Origin of the sequence: Paenibacillus sp. CF095 (genome assembly GCF_900101225.1) — a bacterium.
Lineage (GTDB): Bacteria > Bacillota > Bacilli > Paenibacillales > Paenibacillaceae > Paenibacillus.
In genome coordinates this window covers 694,407-707,522 of sequence record NZ_FMZN01000001.1, presented here as the reverse complement: position 1 = coordinate 707,522, position 13,116 = coordinate 694,407, and the positions used below count along the sequence as shown (strand labels likewise).

Here is a 13,116-nt window from a genome sequence, read left to right as displayed (position 1 = left end):
CCTTCTCCTGTTCTATATTGACCTCAGAACCAAGTATAGAAGACGAACCTTACGCTGAATTTATGTTTTATTTAAGTTTTGTTTAAAAAGAGGAAGAGAAACTGAAAATATCGCAAATCGCATTCATGTTTGTATGTAAAAAAGAAAAGAAGCCTTACATTGTAAGACTTCTCGTGTATGATCTGTAGTGGGCTCGAACCACTGACCCCTACCCTGTCAAGATAGTGCTCTCCCAGCTGAGCTAACAGATCATGATATATAATTGTTTCCCAATCAAGTAACAGTATCATATCAAGTAACCGTGTTCATTGTCAATGATTTATTTGGTTATAATTCACCCGAAATGGTGCACAATAAAGGAAAGATTACCATTTCTACAACGAGGTGAATTCCCTATGAGAAACATAACAAAACGGTCAAAATCCAATAAATATACATTTACCAAATACTTCTTCCCCTTCGTTGGGCTTGTGATTCTCATTACAATCGGTACTGGTTGCAGCTTAGAGAGGGATGAACATACAGTTCAATTCCAACAATTACAACAGCCCAATGAAAATGGTGAATCTCTGCCCGTTTGGCTGGACGTATACTCCAAATCTGTAATTCAAGATGTGTATTCTCCGCGAGGAAGCAATGAAGTCTTGCCGTGAAGGTTAACAGATGAATTACTCATCTTCATCCCACTTGCGTGAGTATGCTTTCTTCGTTACGTAATACAACAGAGCAATCATTCCCGCCGACATTAACAATGTAATTACCATGATGCCTGTCATGCCCATCACTACCCCCTCCTCTCCCAATATGTTCCAGACTTCACTATACAGGAAAAACATTTTTTTGTATAATTCAGTCTGATATGTCGCGCAAGAGCAGAAAGAAGGAATGGAATTGGCAGCTGAGATTAGTTATGTATCAACAGAAGAACAACTGGAGCAAGCCCTGGGAATTCGCCATCACGTTTTTGTGATCGAGCAACAGGTGCCTGCCGAGATTGAGATTGATCAATATGATGTCATCAGTCCAGATGTGCATCATGTATTGTTAAGTACGGATGGCCAAGCTGTAGCCACAGGACGTCTGATCTATTACAGCAAGGATACGGCCAAAATGCAGCGGATCGCGGTGCTTGAGTCTCATCGTTCATTCGGTTATGGACGTGTGCTTCTTCTCGCGATGGAGGAGCGAGCACGTGAACTCGGCTTATCCTATTCTGTACTGGATGCTCAATGTCAGGCACAGAAATTCTATGAAAAACTGGGTTATGAAGTGATTTCGGAAGAACCTTTTTATGATGCAGATATTCTGCATGTTCGTATGAGAAAGAGCCTGTAAAACCTCGGCGTTGGCAGGTCTTATCAGCATATGGTGCATACTTCCGATGAATTCGGATAGGCTAATCAGGTAAGCAGATTCCTATCTCGTCATATAAGGAGAGTGTGACATCATGGATCAAACAACACGCGAGAGTTTCACAGCCGTACAGAAAAATGGCGACGGTGACCTGACAGCATTTCAGACTTCAGCAGGACGTGTACTGGATTATCAGCAGGCACTTGCAGAAGTAAAGGCTGGCGCTATTGCTGGTGTGAATGTATTTAAAGGCAAGGATGGCGAAATGTACATTCGCGGCGATGCCGACGGTGACCCCACCAACAACTTGGACCAACTTCCCCATTTCTAAATAGATGTACATGTCGTATGTGTGACACAGTAAGCGCCGATCCGGATATCCGGGTTGGCGTTTTCTTATGTTCCCTGGAGGGTGTCTTCAACCTACTCAAAGCCAAACTCAGGCCCACGAGCGGCAACGAATCTGAGGCGTCTTATTCAAGGATTTGAACCCCCCTTAGAAATCTAAGGAATCTGAGACACGCTATATCAGAATTTTTGGCCTTTATAGCGTTTTTGTCAGGGGATTTCGGGAAATAAGGTGTCTGATGTTGCTTACAATCTAAAAAGAGGAGCGGAAGGCCAAATAAGACGTCCTGTGTTCCTTAGAAAATCATCTACTCATTCGCCAGGATCAGCCAACTTGGACTTCCAGACTGTTTAGATGCTGACATCCATCATCGTATAGCTTGCTTAAGTTGAGAACACTTCCTAGTAGTCCGTAAAATATTTTGCGGAGTCCCCGGAAGGTTGGCTTTTGCGAATCGGCTGTTGTACCTGTTCCCATGCCTGCAAAATCTGTATCCCTTCCAGAGTAGACCGATTCTCCCACGCGATGTGCCCGCTTCGTTCAAGTTCCAGCAAAGACTCATGAATGTAAGCTCTGCTTCGTCCCGTCTTGTTCTCCAGTTCATCCATTCGCGGCAACCTGCGCCGTTGTCCTGCATAGTTCACCATAATACGCAAAATCTTGCGTTCAAAGTCGTTCAGCATACTTTACCTCCCCATTCAGATCGGTAACAGGACGCCATGCCAGAATACCTTGCTCCAGAAATGTTCTAGGTGAGCCTTCTTTTCCCGCTGATGCTCTAATCATCCCGCCACGTACACTGTTAATTCGAATCTGTCGCTGCGTAATCTGCCCTGCACGATCCATGTAGACAAGCTCCACCATCTGGCCAATATATTTCCCTAGCATAATCATCCCTCCGATAAGAACGTTTGTTTGTATTTCATATTATATGCGAACATAAGTTCTTTATTCAATAGTAAAAAAAGGGTTTTGTAAAATAAAAAAACCAGACTTTCACCTTAATGATTAAGGCAGTCTGGTTCATAACTGATCAGTGTCGATCCGATTCCGAAAATTGTACTTTCTTTAACTGCTGTGTAGATGGATTAAAATCAACATTCACATAGACTGCGAATTGTTTGCCGTCTTTAGCACGAACCCATAGCTTGAACTGTTCCCGTGATTGGTCCGCTGTTAGAGAGGTGCGACCGATATGCTTATAGTCCAAAATATCCACATTATACTTGGTCTGTGTTTCTTTGACCGCAATAATTCCCCACTTCGCATAATCAGGGATAGTTCCACCTGTTCCTGATGTAATTCCGGCTAAACTCAGGACTACCGACATGACGGTAACGATGAGCATTCTCATTTCACTCACTCCTTGGGACAATATGTTTCTGTTATATTGCCCGTCCGGCTTTCATTTTACACGAATAAACGAAAGATCCAGGCCAGTAGCCGCAGGGAAAAAGGAACCACATGAACAAGCCGGTCAAACGAATCAGGAGGCTCCGTCCGAAAGCTCATTCCCCAGTCACCCGAGAAAACGTGTTGTTGTGTCTGTGGTTCCTGAGGACGTTCCAACCCATATTTCTTTTCAAGTAACTCCCGCGTTTCTTTATCCACCTGAACCTCGTTCGTAACGACATATGCTGTGGCAGGCTCGCTGCTTATGTATATCAGAATCATTAGAAACATCAAAATCCCAACTATTTGTATCCAACGCTTGTTCATCTCTTACTCCTTTATGGATTCATGACTCTCTTCTCTTGTATGTGAAGAATCGTTTGAATGTTTGATTATACATAAATTTTACCGTATTGGAAATAATAAATGGAAGAAGAGTTGAGACATAACGTTATACAATGCTTAAGTCCCATTTGGTTGATTTTTTGTTTGAAAAATCCAATAGACGTGTAATAGGCCATGACAGAGAGACTTCACAATCTGAAATTCTACACGATCTGCCATACCAATTTGAGGAGGTTACACCCGAATGTTCAAACGCTTGGATGAAATCCTGATTGAGATTCCCAATGTCGAGAAGCCAGATCCGAATGCTGCGGCAGCCATACAAGAATTGCTCGGCGGCAAATTCGGAGAAATGTCAACGTTGAACAACTACCTCTATCAATCATTTAATTTTCGATCCAAAGAAAAGCTGAAGCCCTTCTATGACCTCGTCATGAGTATTACCGCCGAAGAATTGGGTCATGTTGAGCTCGTGTCTCATGGCATTAACAAGTGCCTCAGAGGTTCAACCGAGTACAAAGAACCCGACGATACGCCGCTAGGTTCGGTGAAAGATGCTCGTCTGTCGTATCACTATCTGGCAGGTGCACAAGGCGCAATGCCTTTTGACTCTATGGGTAATCCATGGACGGGAGCAAACGTCTTCAACAGTGGCAACCTGGTGGAGGATCTGCTGCATAACTTCTTCCTAGAATGTGGCGCTCGTACCCATAAGATGAAAGTATATGAGATGACGGATCACCCGGCAGCCCGGGAAGTGGTTGGTTTCCTGCTGGTACGTGGCGGCGTTCATGTTGTCGCATATGCGAAAGCACTTGAGATTGCAACTGGCGTAAATGTGACCAAGCTGGTTCCTATCCCTTCACTGAACAACAAAGCCTTCAACGAGGCTCGCAAATATGAAGAAAAAGGGGTACACACCAAGCTGTACACCTATAGTGATAAAGATTTCAACACAATCGGCCAGATCTGGAAAGGAACTCATCCCGAAGATGGACAACCCCTGGAAGTCATTCAAGGGATACCAAAAGGATTCCCGATTCCGGAAGCTCCTGCGGTCGAGGAAGAATTCGCACCAGGTATATCGCAAGAAGACTTCAAAGAAATTGCGCGTCGTCTGAAAATGGCGGGGAATATTGCGGATTAAACTGGAGCTGTATTGTAGTTAAAACGGATTAATGGAGTGACTGATTGTTAGTCATTTGGCATGGAAAAATAGATAAAGCCCTCTGATCATGCTGCTGTGATTCCAGCATGACCGAGGGCTTATTTTATTGCGTATAGGTTAGGATATATATATAAGATGCTGATGTATGGAAATAATCTTAACTCATATCACTTATTAAGCCTAGGAGGTCGTCAAGATCGACTCCTCGCGTTGACTCATTACTTCAATTAACATGTTGGCTCCCAGCCGAAATCCTTGGACAAAAGTAGCTTCGCTGTGTATACCATCACATTGACCACACAAGTCGAACAACTGTTCAAGCTCACGGAATTCGTCCTCGCTCAATCGATTCTTCCATTGCTCTGTCAGAGCTGCAATCTGCCGCCCTAACGCTTGGTATTCAGGATGTGTCGGCATCATCATCTCATCCGGTCGAAGTCGTCCATTATATAATGCTTCTAATATCGAATTCATGTGCATCCTCCTGTATATCAATTCGCACCTCACTTGAATGAGCGTTCTGCACATGGTAGGATATTTATGCAGTCGCTCATTCAACAAGTGATTGCGGGATAGGAAGCAGCGTGTTCTTCGCGGGACTAGCGCTGCTTCCTTTTTTATTTTTGGAGTTCGTCGTAAATCTTCTCAATCCCTTTGCGAACGATGTCTGATCGATTCGTATTCAGCTTCTCAGCCGAAATATCGAGCTTGTTCATAATTTCCTCATCGACACGTATTTCAATCGTTCTGCTTTTGGGTTTGTCAGATTTAGGCCGCCCCATCTTTTTGGCGGACATTGCTTCACCTCTTTTTTTGTCCTGACAATAATATATTATTGTCAGGACAAAAAGTCAATTTAATTATAAAACATACGTTCGTTTTTGTGACAGCAGATTCATAGATAAATTTATAGTCTGTAATCCGTTTGAATGATAAAAAAAACAACCTTGAACGGCTAGGAGCTCAAGGTCGTTAGAGTACTATTATTGAGTAACAATTTAAAATTCAGGAGATAAGCAAACAAGTAGGGAAAAGAAGTTGGTATTTTAGCATTTTTATCACTACATATTAAATATTTTTAATTTCGAAAAATGTTTTCACTCTTCCATTGGCTTTCCATATCTCACTAAGACATGCCAGAGTAATTTCAACTCTTGTAGAACTTCTTTGTAGGTTCCTCTATCGCTCCAATGGCTTGGGTTTCGTTTCAAGTCCATAGCTGCAGAACCAATGATATTTGCATCAATCAAATCACTTTTTGCAATTCTCTTCGCTAGTGAAGGCATCGAAGGACCTCGAAAATCCATAGGAACGTCATTAACTAATAGTGTAAAGCCCATGTGCCAGTGGAGATCAATGGAATACTTTAAACATATCTGCTCTAAGATTCTTCCTGTATGGGTGCCTTTAAATGATGGGTCGGCAACAAGTATCTTTACATCTTTTTCAAGGGAAATATCACCATGAACCTGAGCTTCGATATAATGGTCCAGATTTCGGTTTGGCTCTTGGTTTGATGGATTTTGGAATGGTTTCTCAAGATTGACGTGCATATGATCGATTAACTTTTGAACCGTTAGATTTCTTTCACCAATGGCAAAATTAATATAGAATACATCCCTCATGAGAGCAGCCAAAATGAGGTCAAATTCCTCATACGTTCCCTTTTCCTCAGGTTCTTGATGAGAATCCAAATATGTATACGTACAACGTTGAGAGACCTCAGTGGATAAAAGGAAATAACATGATCCAAAACGCGGAGCAGGTCCATCGGGATGTAACATAACATTGAGTGCCCCATACTTGGGCCGTTCGCTATTGGTTGAGCCATTTATTTGGTACGCTCCGCCAAACATTTTATTTTCCCAAACGTCACGTTCACCGCCTGAAAATGCGGATACACTTCCATTCGATAAGAAAGTCTCAAACTGACTTTTATAAACCCCCTGCTCAAGTAGTGCCTCAGCCACGCTTTTCATATTCGGATCTAATCGATCTGGGTGAAAGTGTAGCGCGATACTTGCATGAGATTTTAGTTTAGTGATAGCATCTACAAATGTATTAAGCTCGATGTTGGACATACGAAGGATTTCCCTAATGGTTTGCTCCGCCTCATTTTTGCGGCTTCTTGCATAAAAGGTTACATGCTCTTGAGCTAATTGCTGAGACCTTGATAATTCCATGGGCAGAAGATTCCTTTCTATTTTTATAAAATCATAATACATGATGGACAGTAAGGTAACTTACAGTCGGTTCAAAATTATGATAGTTTGCAATGAATCCAACCCGTGTCACTTCTTTCAATTTGAATCATATCCATGTGCAACGCGCGTTCCTCCAACATCATAAAGCTATGAACCCCTTATTCTCCGCCTTGTGTATTAACTTTCTCCTCATCCTTCACGGTCACATGAACTACTTGCCCTTCATTCGCTGTATTCGCATCTCGCATCTGAATGGTCCATGCCCCTGTATCTGCATCAAACCGTGTGTCCTCTATGACGGGAATATGCATGTTCTCTGTATCAAGTGAACGCAGTCCGCTACGAATCGCATCCGCATCCGTCATGTGCGCACCGTCTGGAGTATTTGGACAAGATACCTCTATCTTTTCTGCTCTGGCCTGCCCAGGATAGGGTTGATTTTCCGGGCCTCCATCCGTCCAGACTTCAACATAGGAGCCGATCTGCGGATCAGGTGCATTGGAGAACCATTTTGCCGGATAATACCGACTTTTTCCTCCATTGGAACTGTAATTTTGAAATGCAGGATCAACCACAAGAATGGAATTGTCTTTGCGTTCAACCACATAACCAGTGAATCCATCTTCACTTGGTGCATTGGCTTGAGCCTGCACAGAGTTGCAATCGATATGTCCTGAACATCCCGTAAGGCATACGATTAGGATTGAGAGCAATATGAGGACTCGACGAAGATTGGACATATGTACATCCCCCTTTAGTAACACCTCTTTCTAAATTTAACGTTCCATATCAGTTTATTGTTACAAATACAGCTGTTAGCTCACCCTTAACTTCCTGACGGACCCAGCACCGATCAACCCAAATATTCACTTCTTCATATCCCTTTTGTACACGTACCTTCCCCATACCACCAACGCCGCGCACAACAAGATCACACAATAAGCCCATACAAAAAACATGGCAAGCCCCAAACCGATGTTGGCATCCAGGCGCTTATCATAGATCTCTGTGTATAGCGAAAAACCAAGTGGCACAGCGCCAACAATGAAAAGTCCAATGGACCATCCACCCCAGCGTTGGAAACCAGACCCCGCACGAGTACTGGAAAGTTTGCGAATCCCTTGAGTCAGAAGCCACCAAATCAGAATAAATAATAGACAGGTTATAAGAATTTTCAGCATATCGTTCACTTGCATCTTGTTCGCCTCCTACATCTTGCAAGATGATGAACATATCTTACACGTTAAGCGTTCTCTTTACTATATTACCCGTTTCCATATCCATGATCACAGGCAGATAAGAGCACAGTACCCCTGACCCACACTTGATCATAAAATAGAAAATAACGCCACCGACATGACTCCTTCCAAGTCATGAACGATGGCGTTATTTTCTATAACCACGTTATTACATCCACATCGAACAGGCTACGCGCCAAACTGTGCATAGTGAAGGCGGCTGTACACCCCACCTGCTGCGAGTAATTCTTCATGACGTCCCTGCTCCGTAATGCCTTGTTCGGCAACGACAATAATGCGGTCTGCATTTTTGATCGTAGCCAGCCTGTGAGCGATAACCAGGGTGGTCCGGCCCTCGGACAACTCAGCCAGCGATTGTTGAATCGCTGCTTCCGTTTCTGTATCCAGAGCGGATGTGGCTTCATCCAGAATCAGAATTGGTGGGTTTTTCAGGAACATACGGGCAATGGACAAGCGCTGTTTCTGTCCACCGGACAGCTTCACGCCGCGTTCACCAATTAACGTATCCAGCCCTTCCGGCATCGATTGAATCAAAGGTTCCATCTGTGCACGTCTGGCAGCCATCCAGATTTCTTCTTCGGATGCATCCAGCTTGCCGTAGGCAATATTCTCCCGAATGGTTCCATCGAAAAGGAATACATCCTGTTGTACAATACCGATCTGGCTGCGCAAGGAGTCCAGTGTCATGTCCTGTATCTCCTGACCATCAATCGTGATGCGACCTTCCAGCACATCATAGAATCGTGGTAGCAGACTGCACAGCGTTGTTTTACCTGCACCCGATGGACCGACGAGGGCCACGGTTTCCCCTGCATGTACATTTAAATCGATACCTTTGAGTACTGGCTCCTGATCCGAATAACCAAAGGTCACTTGCTCATAACGAATATCTCCACGCAAATGGGATACCGCAACGGCCCCTGGACGATCTTCCACATCCGGTTCCATATCGAGCAGCTCCGTATAACGTTTGAAGCCTGCAATCCCCTTGGGATACGTCTCGATAACCGAGTTGATCTTCTGAATTGGTGTCAGGAACACATTGGACAGCATAATGAATGCAATGAACTGACCGTAGGTCATACTGCCATTAATGACAAACCATGTTCCGCATACCAGGACAAAGAGGGATACCAGCTTCATCAGCATATAACTGACAGAAGAGTTCCAGGCCATGATTTTGTATGCGATCAGTTTGGTCTGACGGAAACGACCGTTGTTTACAGCGAATTGTGCTTTTTCATGCTCTTCATTAGCAAAAGCCTGAACAACACGGATACCTGTGATATTGTTCTCAACACGGGCGTTGAAGTCCGCAATATCTCCGAACATTCGGCTGAATGCCTTGGACATTTTACTCCCAAAGTAGAGCGAGAGATAGATAATCAGCGGTACGATAATAAAGGTTAACACCGCCAGATTCCCGTTAATGCTCATCATGATGCTAAATGCACCAATTAGAGTCATGACCGCGATAAATACGTCCTCTGGACCATGATGGGCAATCTCACCGATATCCATCAGGTCGTTAGTCATGCGGGAGACGAGGTGTCCTGTTTTTGTATTATCGAAGAAACGGAACGATAACTTCTGCACATGATTAAACAGACTTTTACGCATATCCGTCTCAATGTTAATGCCCAGCTTGTGTCCCCAATAGGTAACCACGAAGTTCAGAAATGAATTCAGGAAGTAGATGCCTAGCAGTGCTAGACACGCCCATAGAATCCAGTCCCAGCGGCCGCCTGGCAGCAGATCATCGACTACCCGGTTGACCGCCAGTGGAAAAGCCAGCTCCAGCAGCGCGACCAGAATCGCACAACTGAAGTCAAGAATAAAGAGCTTTTTGTAAGGCCTATAATAGGCAAAGAAACGGCGAAGCATGGACTGAAGTCCTCCTTATGCAACCACACAATGATGATTACGTTCTATTTCGTCTTGCTTAAGAGGTACAGGAAGTATGGCGCACCAATAATGGCAACCAGGATCCCCGCAGGAATCTCCGAAGGCTGTAGTATGACACGACCCAGCGTATCTGCAACCAGTACGAGCAATGAACCGATCAGTGCAGATGCGGGTAAAAGAAATTGATGTTTGGGACCGACCAGACGACGCGCCAAATGCGGTCCGATCAGACCAACAAAACCGATCCCCCCACTTACAGATACACATGAGCCGGCAAGTCCTACAGCAGCCGCAAGCAAAATCAGTCGCTCACGCTCAACCGGAGTCCCGAGTCCGCTTGCAGTCTGGTCCCCCAGATTCAGTACGTTCAATACACGTGCCTTATACAGAACAAGCGGGACAAGAATAATAAGAAACGGTAGCAATGCCGTTACAAATTTCCAGTTCGAACCCCAGATGCTGCCTGCCATCCAGGTAGCTACAAATTGATACTTTTCCGGACTAAGCCGTAACGTAAGCACGATCATGGCAGAACTGATTCCCGCCGCTACCCCGATCCCCGTTAGCAGCATACGCGTAGGCAGGATGCCTTCTCCTTTTTTATAAGAGAGAACGTAGATCAGAAATGCAGCAAAACCAGAACCGATCAGGGCCAGAATTGGTAAAAGAAATACCGGCGCTGCTGTCGTTGTGGGGAAAAAGGAAACAAATAACATGACGACCAGACCAGCACCTGCATTAATCCCGAGGATCCCCGGATCTGCCAACGCATTCCGAGATACTCCCTGCAAAATACAACCAGATAACGCAAGTCCGGCCCCGACCAGCACCGAAATTACAATACGTGGCAGACGGAATTCAAACAGGATCAATTCCTGTTTCGCCGTGCCTCCACCAAACAGGGTTCGCATCACCTCAAGCGGCGAAAGCTTGGTAAAACCTGTGTTCATGCTCACCACAAAAGCCGTAATAATTAATAGGGCAAGCACAATGAGGACAATCGTACTCTTGGTTCTCTTCTTGCGCTCTGCTCCAACTATTGTTGAGGATTCCATCGTTACAGAGTCCTCCTTTCTTTACGCGCCAGATACAGGAAGAATGGTACCCCGATGAGGGCAACCAATGCGCCAATTGGCGTCTCGTACGGCGGGTTAATCATACGTGCAGCCAGATCCGCAAATACAAGCAACAGACTGCCCATCACAGCGGAACATGGAATAATCCAGCGATAATCGACCCCAACCAGCTTCCGCGTGAGATGGGGAATAATGAGTCCAACAAAACCGACCGCACCCACCACGGACACAGCCGTACCCGCGAGAATCAGTACAACAATCAGGCCTATGAGCTTGATCAGCCCAGTACGTTGCCCCAAGCCCACCGCAATATCTTCTCCGAGACTAAGCAGAGTAATGGAACGGGAGATGAGAAGACCTGCGATCAGTGCCGCGAGTACCCATGGGAACATGACCTCAAGTTGAGACCACTTCGTTCCGGCTACACCACCGGCTGTCCAGAAAGCCAGATCTTGTCCAATTCTGAAATATAATGCAATCCCTTCACTGAGTGCCGACAACATCGCTGATACAGCCGCACCTGCAAGTACAAGGCGTAGTGGTGTAAGGCCTGATTTGGAAGCTGCACCAAAACCATACACCAACAGGACACCAAGCCCTGCCCCAAGGAAGGAATACATGATGATATACATAAATGGCAATCCAGGGAAGAAGGCAAAACAAACTGCAAGCGCAAATCCAGCTCCCGCATTTAACCCAAGCAGACCTGAATCGGCCAGCGGGTTACGAGTCATACCCTGCATGATCGCACCAGCTACAGCGAAACATGCACCTACCATTGCTCCTCCAAGGATACGTGGTAATCGAATCTCCCATATGATCTGATGTGGTGTCAGCTCAGGATTGAAATCAAAGATAGCCTTCCAGACTACACTAAGCTTAATATCAGCAGCACCAAATGAAATGGACAACGCCATACCCAGAGCGAGTAACAAAACTCCCCCTGTAAGAATAAGTGTGGCTGCCCACGGACGAGTGTGTATCTTCGCTGTGGGTGAATCCGGATTATGTTTTTCTGGTGAAGCTTGTGAACTCATACGCGCCCACCCTCGTTATGAGTGGAGCTGCTCAAACCTATGTACATAACAATCACCTCTCTATAAATACCGAACTTTAATGATATTGATTCTCATTCCCATAGACCATTGTAAGTGAATCCACGGGCTCTGGCAATGGACAAATAGGACATGTTTATTGCATATATGAAGATTTGCACACAATTTTACACGCAAAAAGGCTGCGCAAGAGCCAAATAGCTCGAACACAGCCTTATCATTGCATATGTAGAACATGTAAAATACAGACTCGTTTAACGAGCATGTACCGTAAGTAAGGATGCCAGGACATCCGGAACATCAGTAATGATCCCTTGCACACCCATGTCAATCATGGCCTGCATCTCAGCAGGATCATTCACCGTAAATGGATAGGTAACAACGCCATGTGCCAGTGCAGCAGCAACATCTTCTTGTGTCACCGCCAGCTTGTAGGGATGAAGGCCGGTAGCCTCGAGTTTGGCGGCATAATCATAGGGACGATACAACTTTTCCATATATAGAAGTGCTGTACGAATCTCCGGGGCAAGACGTTTACATCTCACGAGCGATGCATGATTGAAGCTGGACAGCACGACCTGTTGCTCCAGATTCCAGTCCCGGATCGCCTGTATAACCATCTCTTCCATCCCTTTATAACTCACAATACCATTTTTCAATTCCAGATTAAGCAGGGTTCCTTTCCCCTGTACCAGCTTAAATAACTCCTCCAGAGAAGGAATACGTTCGCCGGCAAAATCAGCATGGAACCAGGACCCCGCATCCCGTGTGCGCAATTGATCGTAAGTCGTATCCTTAACCCAGCCTTCTGTGCCGCCAGTTCGGCTTAACGTCTCATCATGAATCAGTACCAGTCTGCCATCACTCGTCATCTGCACATCAGTTTCAATGCCTGTTGCTCCAAGCTCCAGACTTCGTTCAAAAGCGCTCATCGTATTCTCCGGGCATACGGCAGATGCACCACGGTGGGCAATAATCTCCATGTTCCTCATTCCAGCGCCTCCTGTGTT

Annotated in this window: 17 protein-coding genes and 1 tRNA gene; 4 read left to right on the top strand and 14 right to left on the bottom strand. The window is 45.2% G+C overall.

Annotated features, from left to right (window positions below):
* Nucleotides 1-178: 178 nt before the first annotated feature.
* Nucleotides 179-251: transfer RNA gene (locus BLS69_RS03120), tRNA-Val, on the bottom strand.
* A gap of 144 nt (nucleotides 252-395) precedes the next feature.
* On the opposite strand from BLS69_RS03120, the gene BLS69_RS32395 reads away from it, so the two are divergent.
* The 3 genes from BLS69_RS32395 (at nucleotide 396) to BLS69_RS03105 (ending at nucleotide 1,684) form a co-directional block, all read left to right on the top strand.
* Nucleotides 396-653: a hypothetical protein gene (locus BLS69_RS32395; RefSeq protein ID WP_091028579.1), complete on the top strand. Its 258-nt coding sequence runs from the start codon at nucleotides 396-398 to the stop codon at nucleotides 651-653.
* A gap of 238 nt (nucleotides 654-891) precedes the next feature.
* The gene (locus BLS69_RS03110; protein ID WP_091014406.1) at nucleotides 892-1,335 is read left to right on the top strand and encodes a GNAT family N-acetyltransferase; all 444 of its coding nucleotides are present in this window, start codon (nucleotides 892-894) and stop codon (nucleotides 1,333-1,335) included.
* 112 nt (nucleotides 1,336-1,447) lie between these two features.
* Nucleotides 1,448-1,684, top strand: coding sequence for a DUF3892 domain-containing protein (locus BLS69_RS03105; protein ID WP_017687389.1), 237 nt, complete (start codon nucleotides 1,448-1,450; stop codon nucleotides 1,682-1,684).
* A gap of 419 nt (nucleotides 1,685-2,103) precedes the next feature.
* Here the strand turns inward: BLS69_RS03105 and BLS69_RS03100 are convergent, their stop codons facing one another.
* The 4 genes from BLS69_RS03100 to BLS69_RS03085 all read right to left on the bottom strand — a co-directional run bounded on the left by BLS69_RS03100 (nucleotide 2,104) and on the right by BLS69_RS03085 (nucleotide 3,421).
* Nucleotides 2,104-2,385 (bottom strand): hypothetical protein, encoded by a 282-nt coding sequence (locus BLS69_RS03100; protein WP_176872553.1) that lies wholly within the window; start codon nucleotides 2,383-2,385, stop codon nucleotides 2,104-2,106.
* Nucleotides 2,369-2,590, bottom strand: coding sequence for a hypothetical protein (locus BLS69_RS03095; RefSeq protein ID WP_017687387.1), 222 nt, complete (start codon nucleotides 2,588-2,590; stop codon nucleotides 2,369-2,371). Before BLS69_RS03095 ends, BLS69_RS03100 begins: the two co-directional genes overlap by 17 nt.
* Nucleotides 2,591-2,735: 145 nt before the next feature.
* Nucleotides 2,736-3,056, bottom strand: a complete 321-nt coding sequence (locus BLS69_RS03090; RefSeq protein WP_091028576.1) for a DUF3889 domain-containing protein — start codon at nucleotides 3,054-3,056, stop codon at nucleotides 2,736-2,738.
* Between the two features lie 56 nt (nucleotides 3,057-3,112).
* Nucleotides 3,113-3,421 (bottom strand): ABC transporter permease family protein, encoded by a 309-nt coding sequence (locus BLS69_RS03085; protein WP_091028573.1) that lies wholly within the window; start codon nucleotides 3,419-3,421, stop codon nucleotides 3,113-3,115.
* 262 nt (nucleotides 3,422-3,683) lie between these two features.
* On the opposite strand from BLS69_RS03085, the gene BLS69_RS03080 reads away from it, so the two are divergent.
* Nucleotides 3,684-4,586, top strand: coding sequence for a manganese catalase family protein (locus tag BLS69_RS03080; RefSeq protein ID WP_091028571.1), 903 nt, complete (start codon nucleotides 3,684-3,686; stop codon nucleotides 4,584-4,586).
* Nucleotides 4,587-4,787: 201 nt separating this feature from the next.
* Here BLS69_RS03080 and BLS69_RS03075 read toward each other — a convergent pair whose 3' ends face one another.
* The 9 genes from BLS69_RS03075 to BLS69_RS03035 form a co-directional block, all read right to left on the bottom strand.
* Nucleotides 4,788-5,081: a DUF6809 family protein gene (locus BLS69_RS03075; protein WP_091028568.1), complete on the bottom strand. Its 294-nt coding sequence runs from the start codon at nucleotides 5,079-5,081 to the stop codon at nucleotides 4,788-4,790.
* A 143-nt stretch (nucleotides 5,082-5,224) separates the two neighbouring features.
* A complete protein-coding gene (locus BLS69_RS03070; RefSeq protein ID WP_017687382.1) occupies nucleotides 5,225-5,404 on the bottom strand; it encodes a ribbon-helix-helix domain-containing protein in 180 nt (59 codons plus the stop codon).
* 300 nt (nucleotides 5,405-5,704) lie between these two features.
* Entirely contained in the window at nucleotides 5,705-6,790 is a 1,086-nt protein-coding gene (locus tag BLS69_RS03065; RefSeq protein ID WP_091028566.1) for a DUF3626 domain-containing protein, read from the bottom strand.
* Between the two features lie 179 nt (nucleotides 6,791-6,969).
* On the bottom strand, nucleotides 6,970-7,551 hold the full coding sequence (locus BLS69_RS03060) for a DUF3221 domain-containing protein (RefSeq protein ID WP_091028563.1): 582 nt from the start codon (nucleotides 7,549-7,551) through the stop codon (nucleotides 6,970-6,972).
* A 126-nt stretch (nucleotides 7,552-7,677) separates the two neighbouring features.
* Nucleotides 7,678-8,007 (bottom strand): hypothetical protein, encoded by a 330-nt coding sequence (locus tag BLS69_RS03055; RefSeq protein ID WP_091028560.1) that lies wholly within the window; start codon nucleotides 8,005-8,007, stop codon nucleotides 7,678-7,680.
* A 231-nt stretch (nucleotides 8,008-8,238) separates the two neighbouring features.
* Complete coding sequence (locus BLS69_RS03050; protein ID WP_091028558.1) at nucleotides 8,239-9,954, bottom strand: ABC transporter ATP-binding protein; 1,716 nt, start codon at nucleotides 9,952-9,954, stop codon at nucleotides 8,239-8,241.
* A gap of 44 nt (nucleotides 9,955-9,998) precedes the next feature.
* The gene (locus BLS69_RS03045) at nucleotides 9,999-11,030 is read right to left on the bottom strand and encodes a FecCD family ABC transporter permease (protein WP_091028555.1); all 1,032 of its coding nucleotides are present in this window, start codon (nucleotides 11,028-11,030) and stop codon (nucleotides 9,999-10,001) included.
* Nucleotides 11,031-11,032: 2 nt separating this feature from the next.
* Nucleotides 11,033-12,088 carry a FecCD family ABC transporter permease gene (locus BLS69_RS03040; protein WP_036614761.1) on the bottom strand — a complete coding sequence of 352 codons (1,056 nt, stop codon included), beginning with the start codon at nucleotides 12,086-12,088 and terminating at the stop codon, nucleotides 11,033-11,035.
* 272 nt (nucleotides 12,089-12,360) lie between these two features.
* A complete protein-coding gene (locus BLS69_RS03035; protein ID WP_091028554.1) occupies nucleotides 12,361-13,098 on the bottom strand; it encodes a glycerophosphodiester phosphodiesterase in 738 nt (245 codons plus the stop codon).
* Between the last annotated feature and the right edge of the window lie 18 nt (nucleotides 13,099-13,116).

Bases quoted from the DNA above. Each gene is read 5' to 3' on its own strand.
- BLS69_RS03085 (WP_091028573.1), bottom strand. From the start codon at position 3,421: ATGAACAAGCGTTGGATACAAATAGTTGGGATTTTGATGTTTCTAATG.
- BLS69_RS03090 (WP_091028576.1), bottom strand. From the start codon at position 3,056: ATGAGAATGCTCATCGTTACCGTCATGTCGGTAGTCCTGAGTTTAGCC.
- BLS69_RS03055 (WP_091028560.1), bottom strand. From the start codon at position 8,007: ATGCAAGTGAACGATATGCTGAAAATTCTTATAACCTGTCTATTATTT.
- BLS69_RS03060 (WP_091028563.1), bottom strand. From the start codon at position 7,551: ATGTCCAATCTTCGTCGAGTCCTCATATTGCTCTCAATCCTAATCGTA.
- BLS69_RS03100 (WP_176872553.1), bottom strand. From the start codon at position 2,385: ATGCTGAACGACTTTGAACGCAAGATTTTGCGTATTATGGTGAACTAT.
- BLS69_RS03070 (WP_017687382.1), bottom strand. From the start codon at position 5,404: ATGTCCGCCAAAAAGATGGGGCGGCCTAAATCTGACAAACCCAAAAGC.
- BLS69_RS03105 (WP_017687389.1), top strand. From the start codon at position 1,448: ATGGATCAAACAACACGCGAGAGTTTCACAGCCGTACAGAAAAATGGC.
- BLS69_RS03075 (WP_091028568.1), bottom strand. From the start codon at position 5,081: ATGAATTCGATATTAGAAGCATTATATAATGGACGACTTCGACCGGAT.
- BLS69_RS03035 (WP_091028554.1), bottom strand. From the start codon at position 13,098: ATGAGGAACATGGAGATTATTGCCCACCGTGGTGCATCTGCCGTATGC.
- BLS69_RS32395 (WP_091028579.1), top strand. From the start codon at position 396: ATGAGAAACATAACAAAACGGTCAAAATCCAATAAATATACATTTACC.
- BLS69_RS03080 (WP_091028571.1), top strand. From the start codon at position 3,684: ATGTTCAAACGCTTGGATGAAATCCTGATTGAGATTCCCAATGTCGAG.
- BLS69_RS03095 (WP_017687387.1), bottom strand. From the start codon at position 2,590: ATGCTAGGGAAATATATTGGCCAGATGGTGGAGCTTGTCTACATGGAT.
- BLS69_RS03045 (WP_091028555.1), bottom strand. From the start codon at position 11,030: ATGGAATCCTCAACAATAGTTGGAGCAGAGCGCAAGAAGAGAACCAAG.
- BLS69_RS03040 (WP_036614761.1), bottom strand. From the start codon at position 12,088: ATGAGTTCACAAGCTTCACCAGAAAAACATAATCCGGATTCACCCACA.
- BLS69_RS03065 (WP_091028566.1), bottom strand. From the start codon at position 6,790: ATGGAATTATCAAGGTCTCAGCAATTAGCTCAAGAGCATGTAACCTTT.
- BLS69_RS03050 (WP_091028558.1), bottom strand. From the start codon at position 9,954: ATGCTTCGCCGTTTCTTTGCCTATTATAGGCCTTACAAAAAGCTCTTT.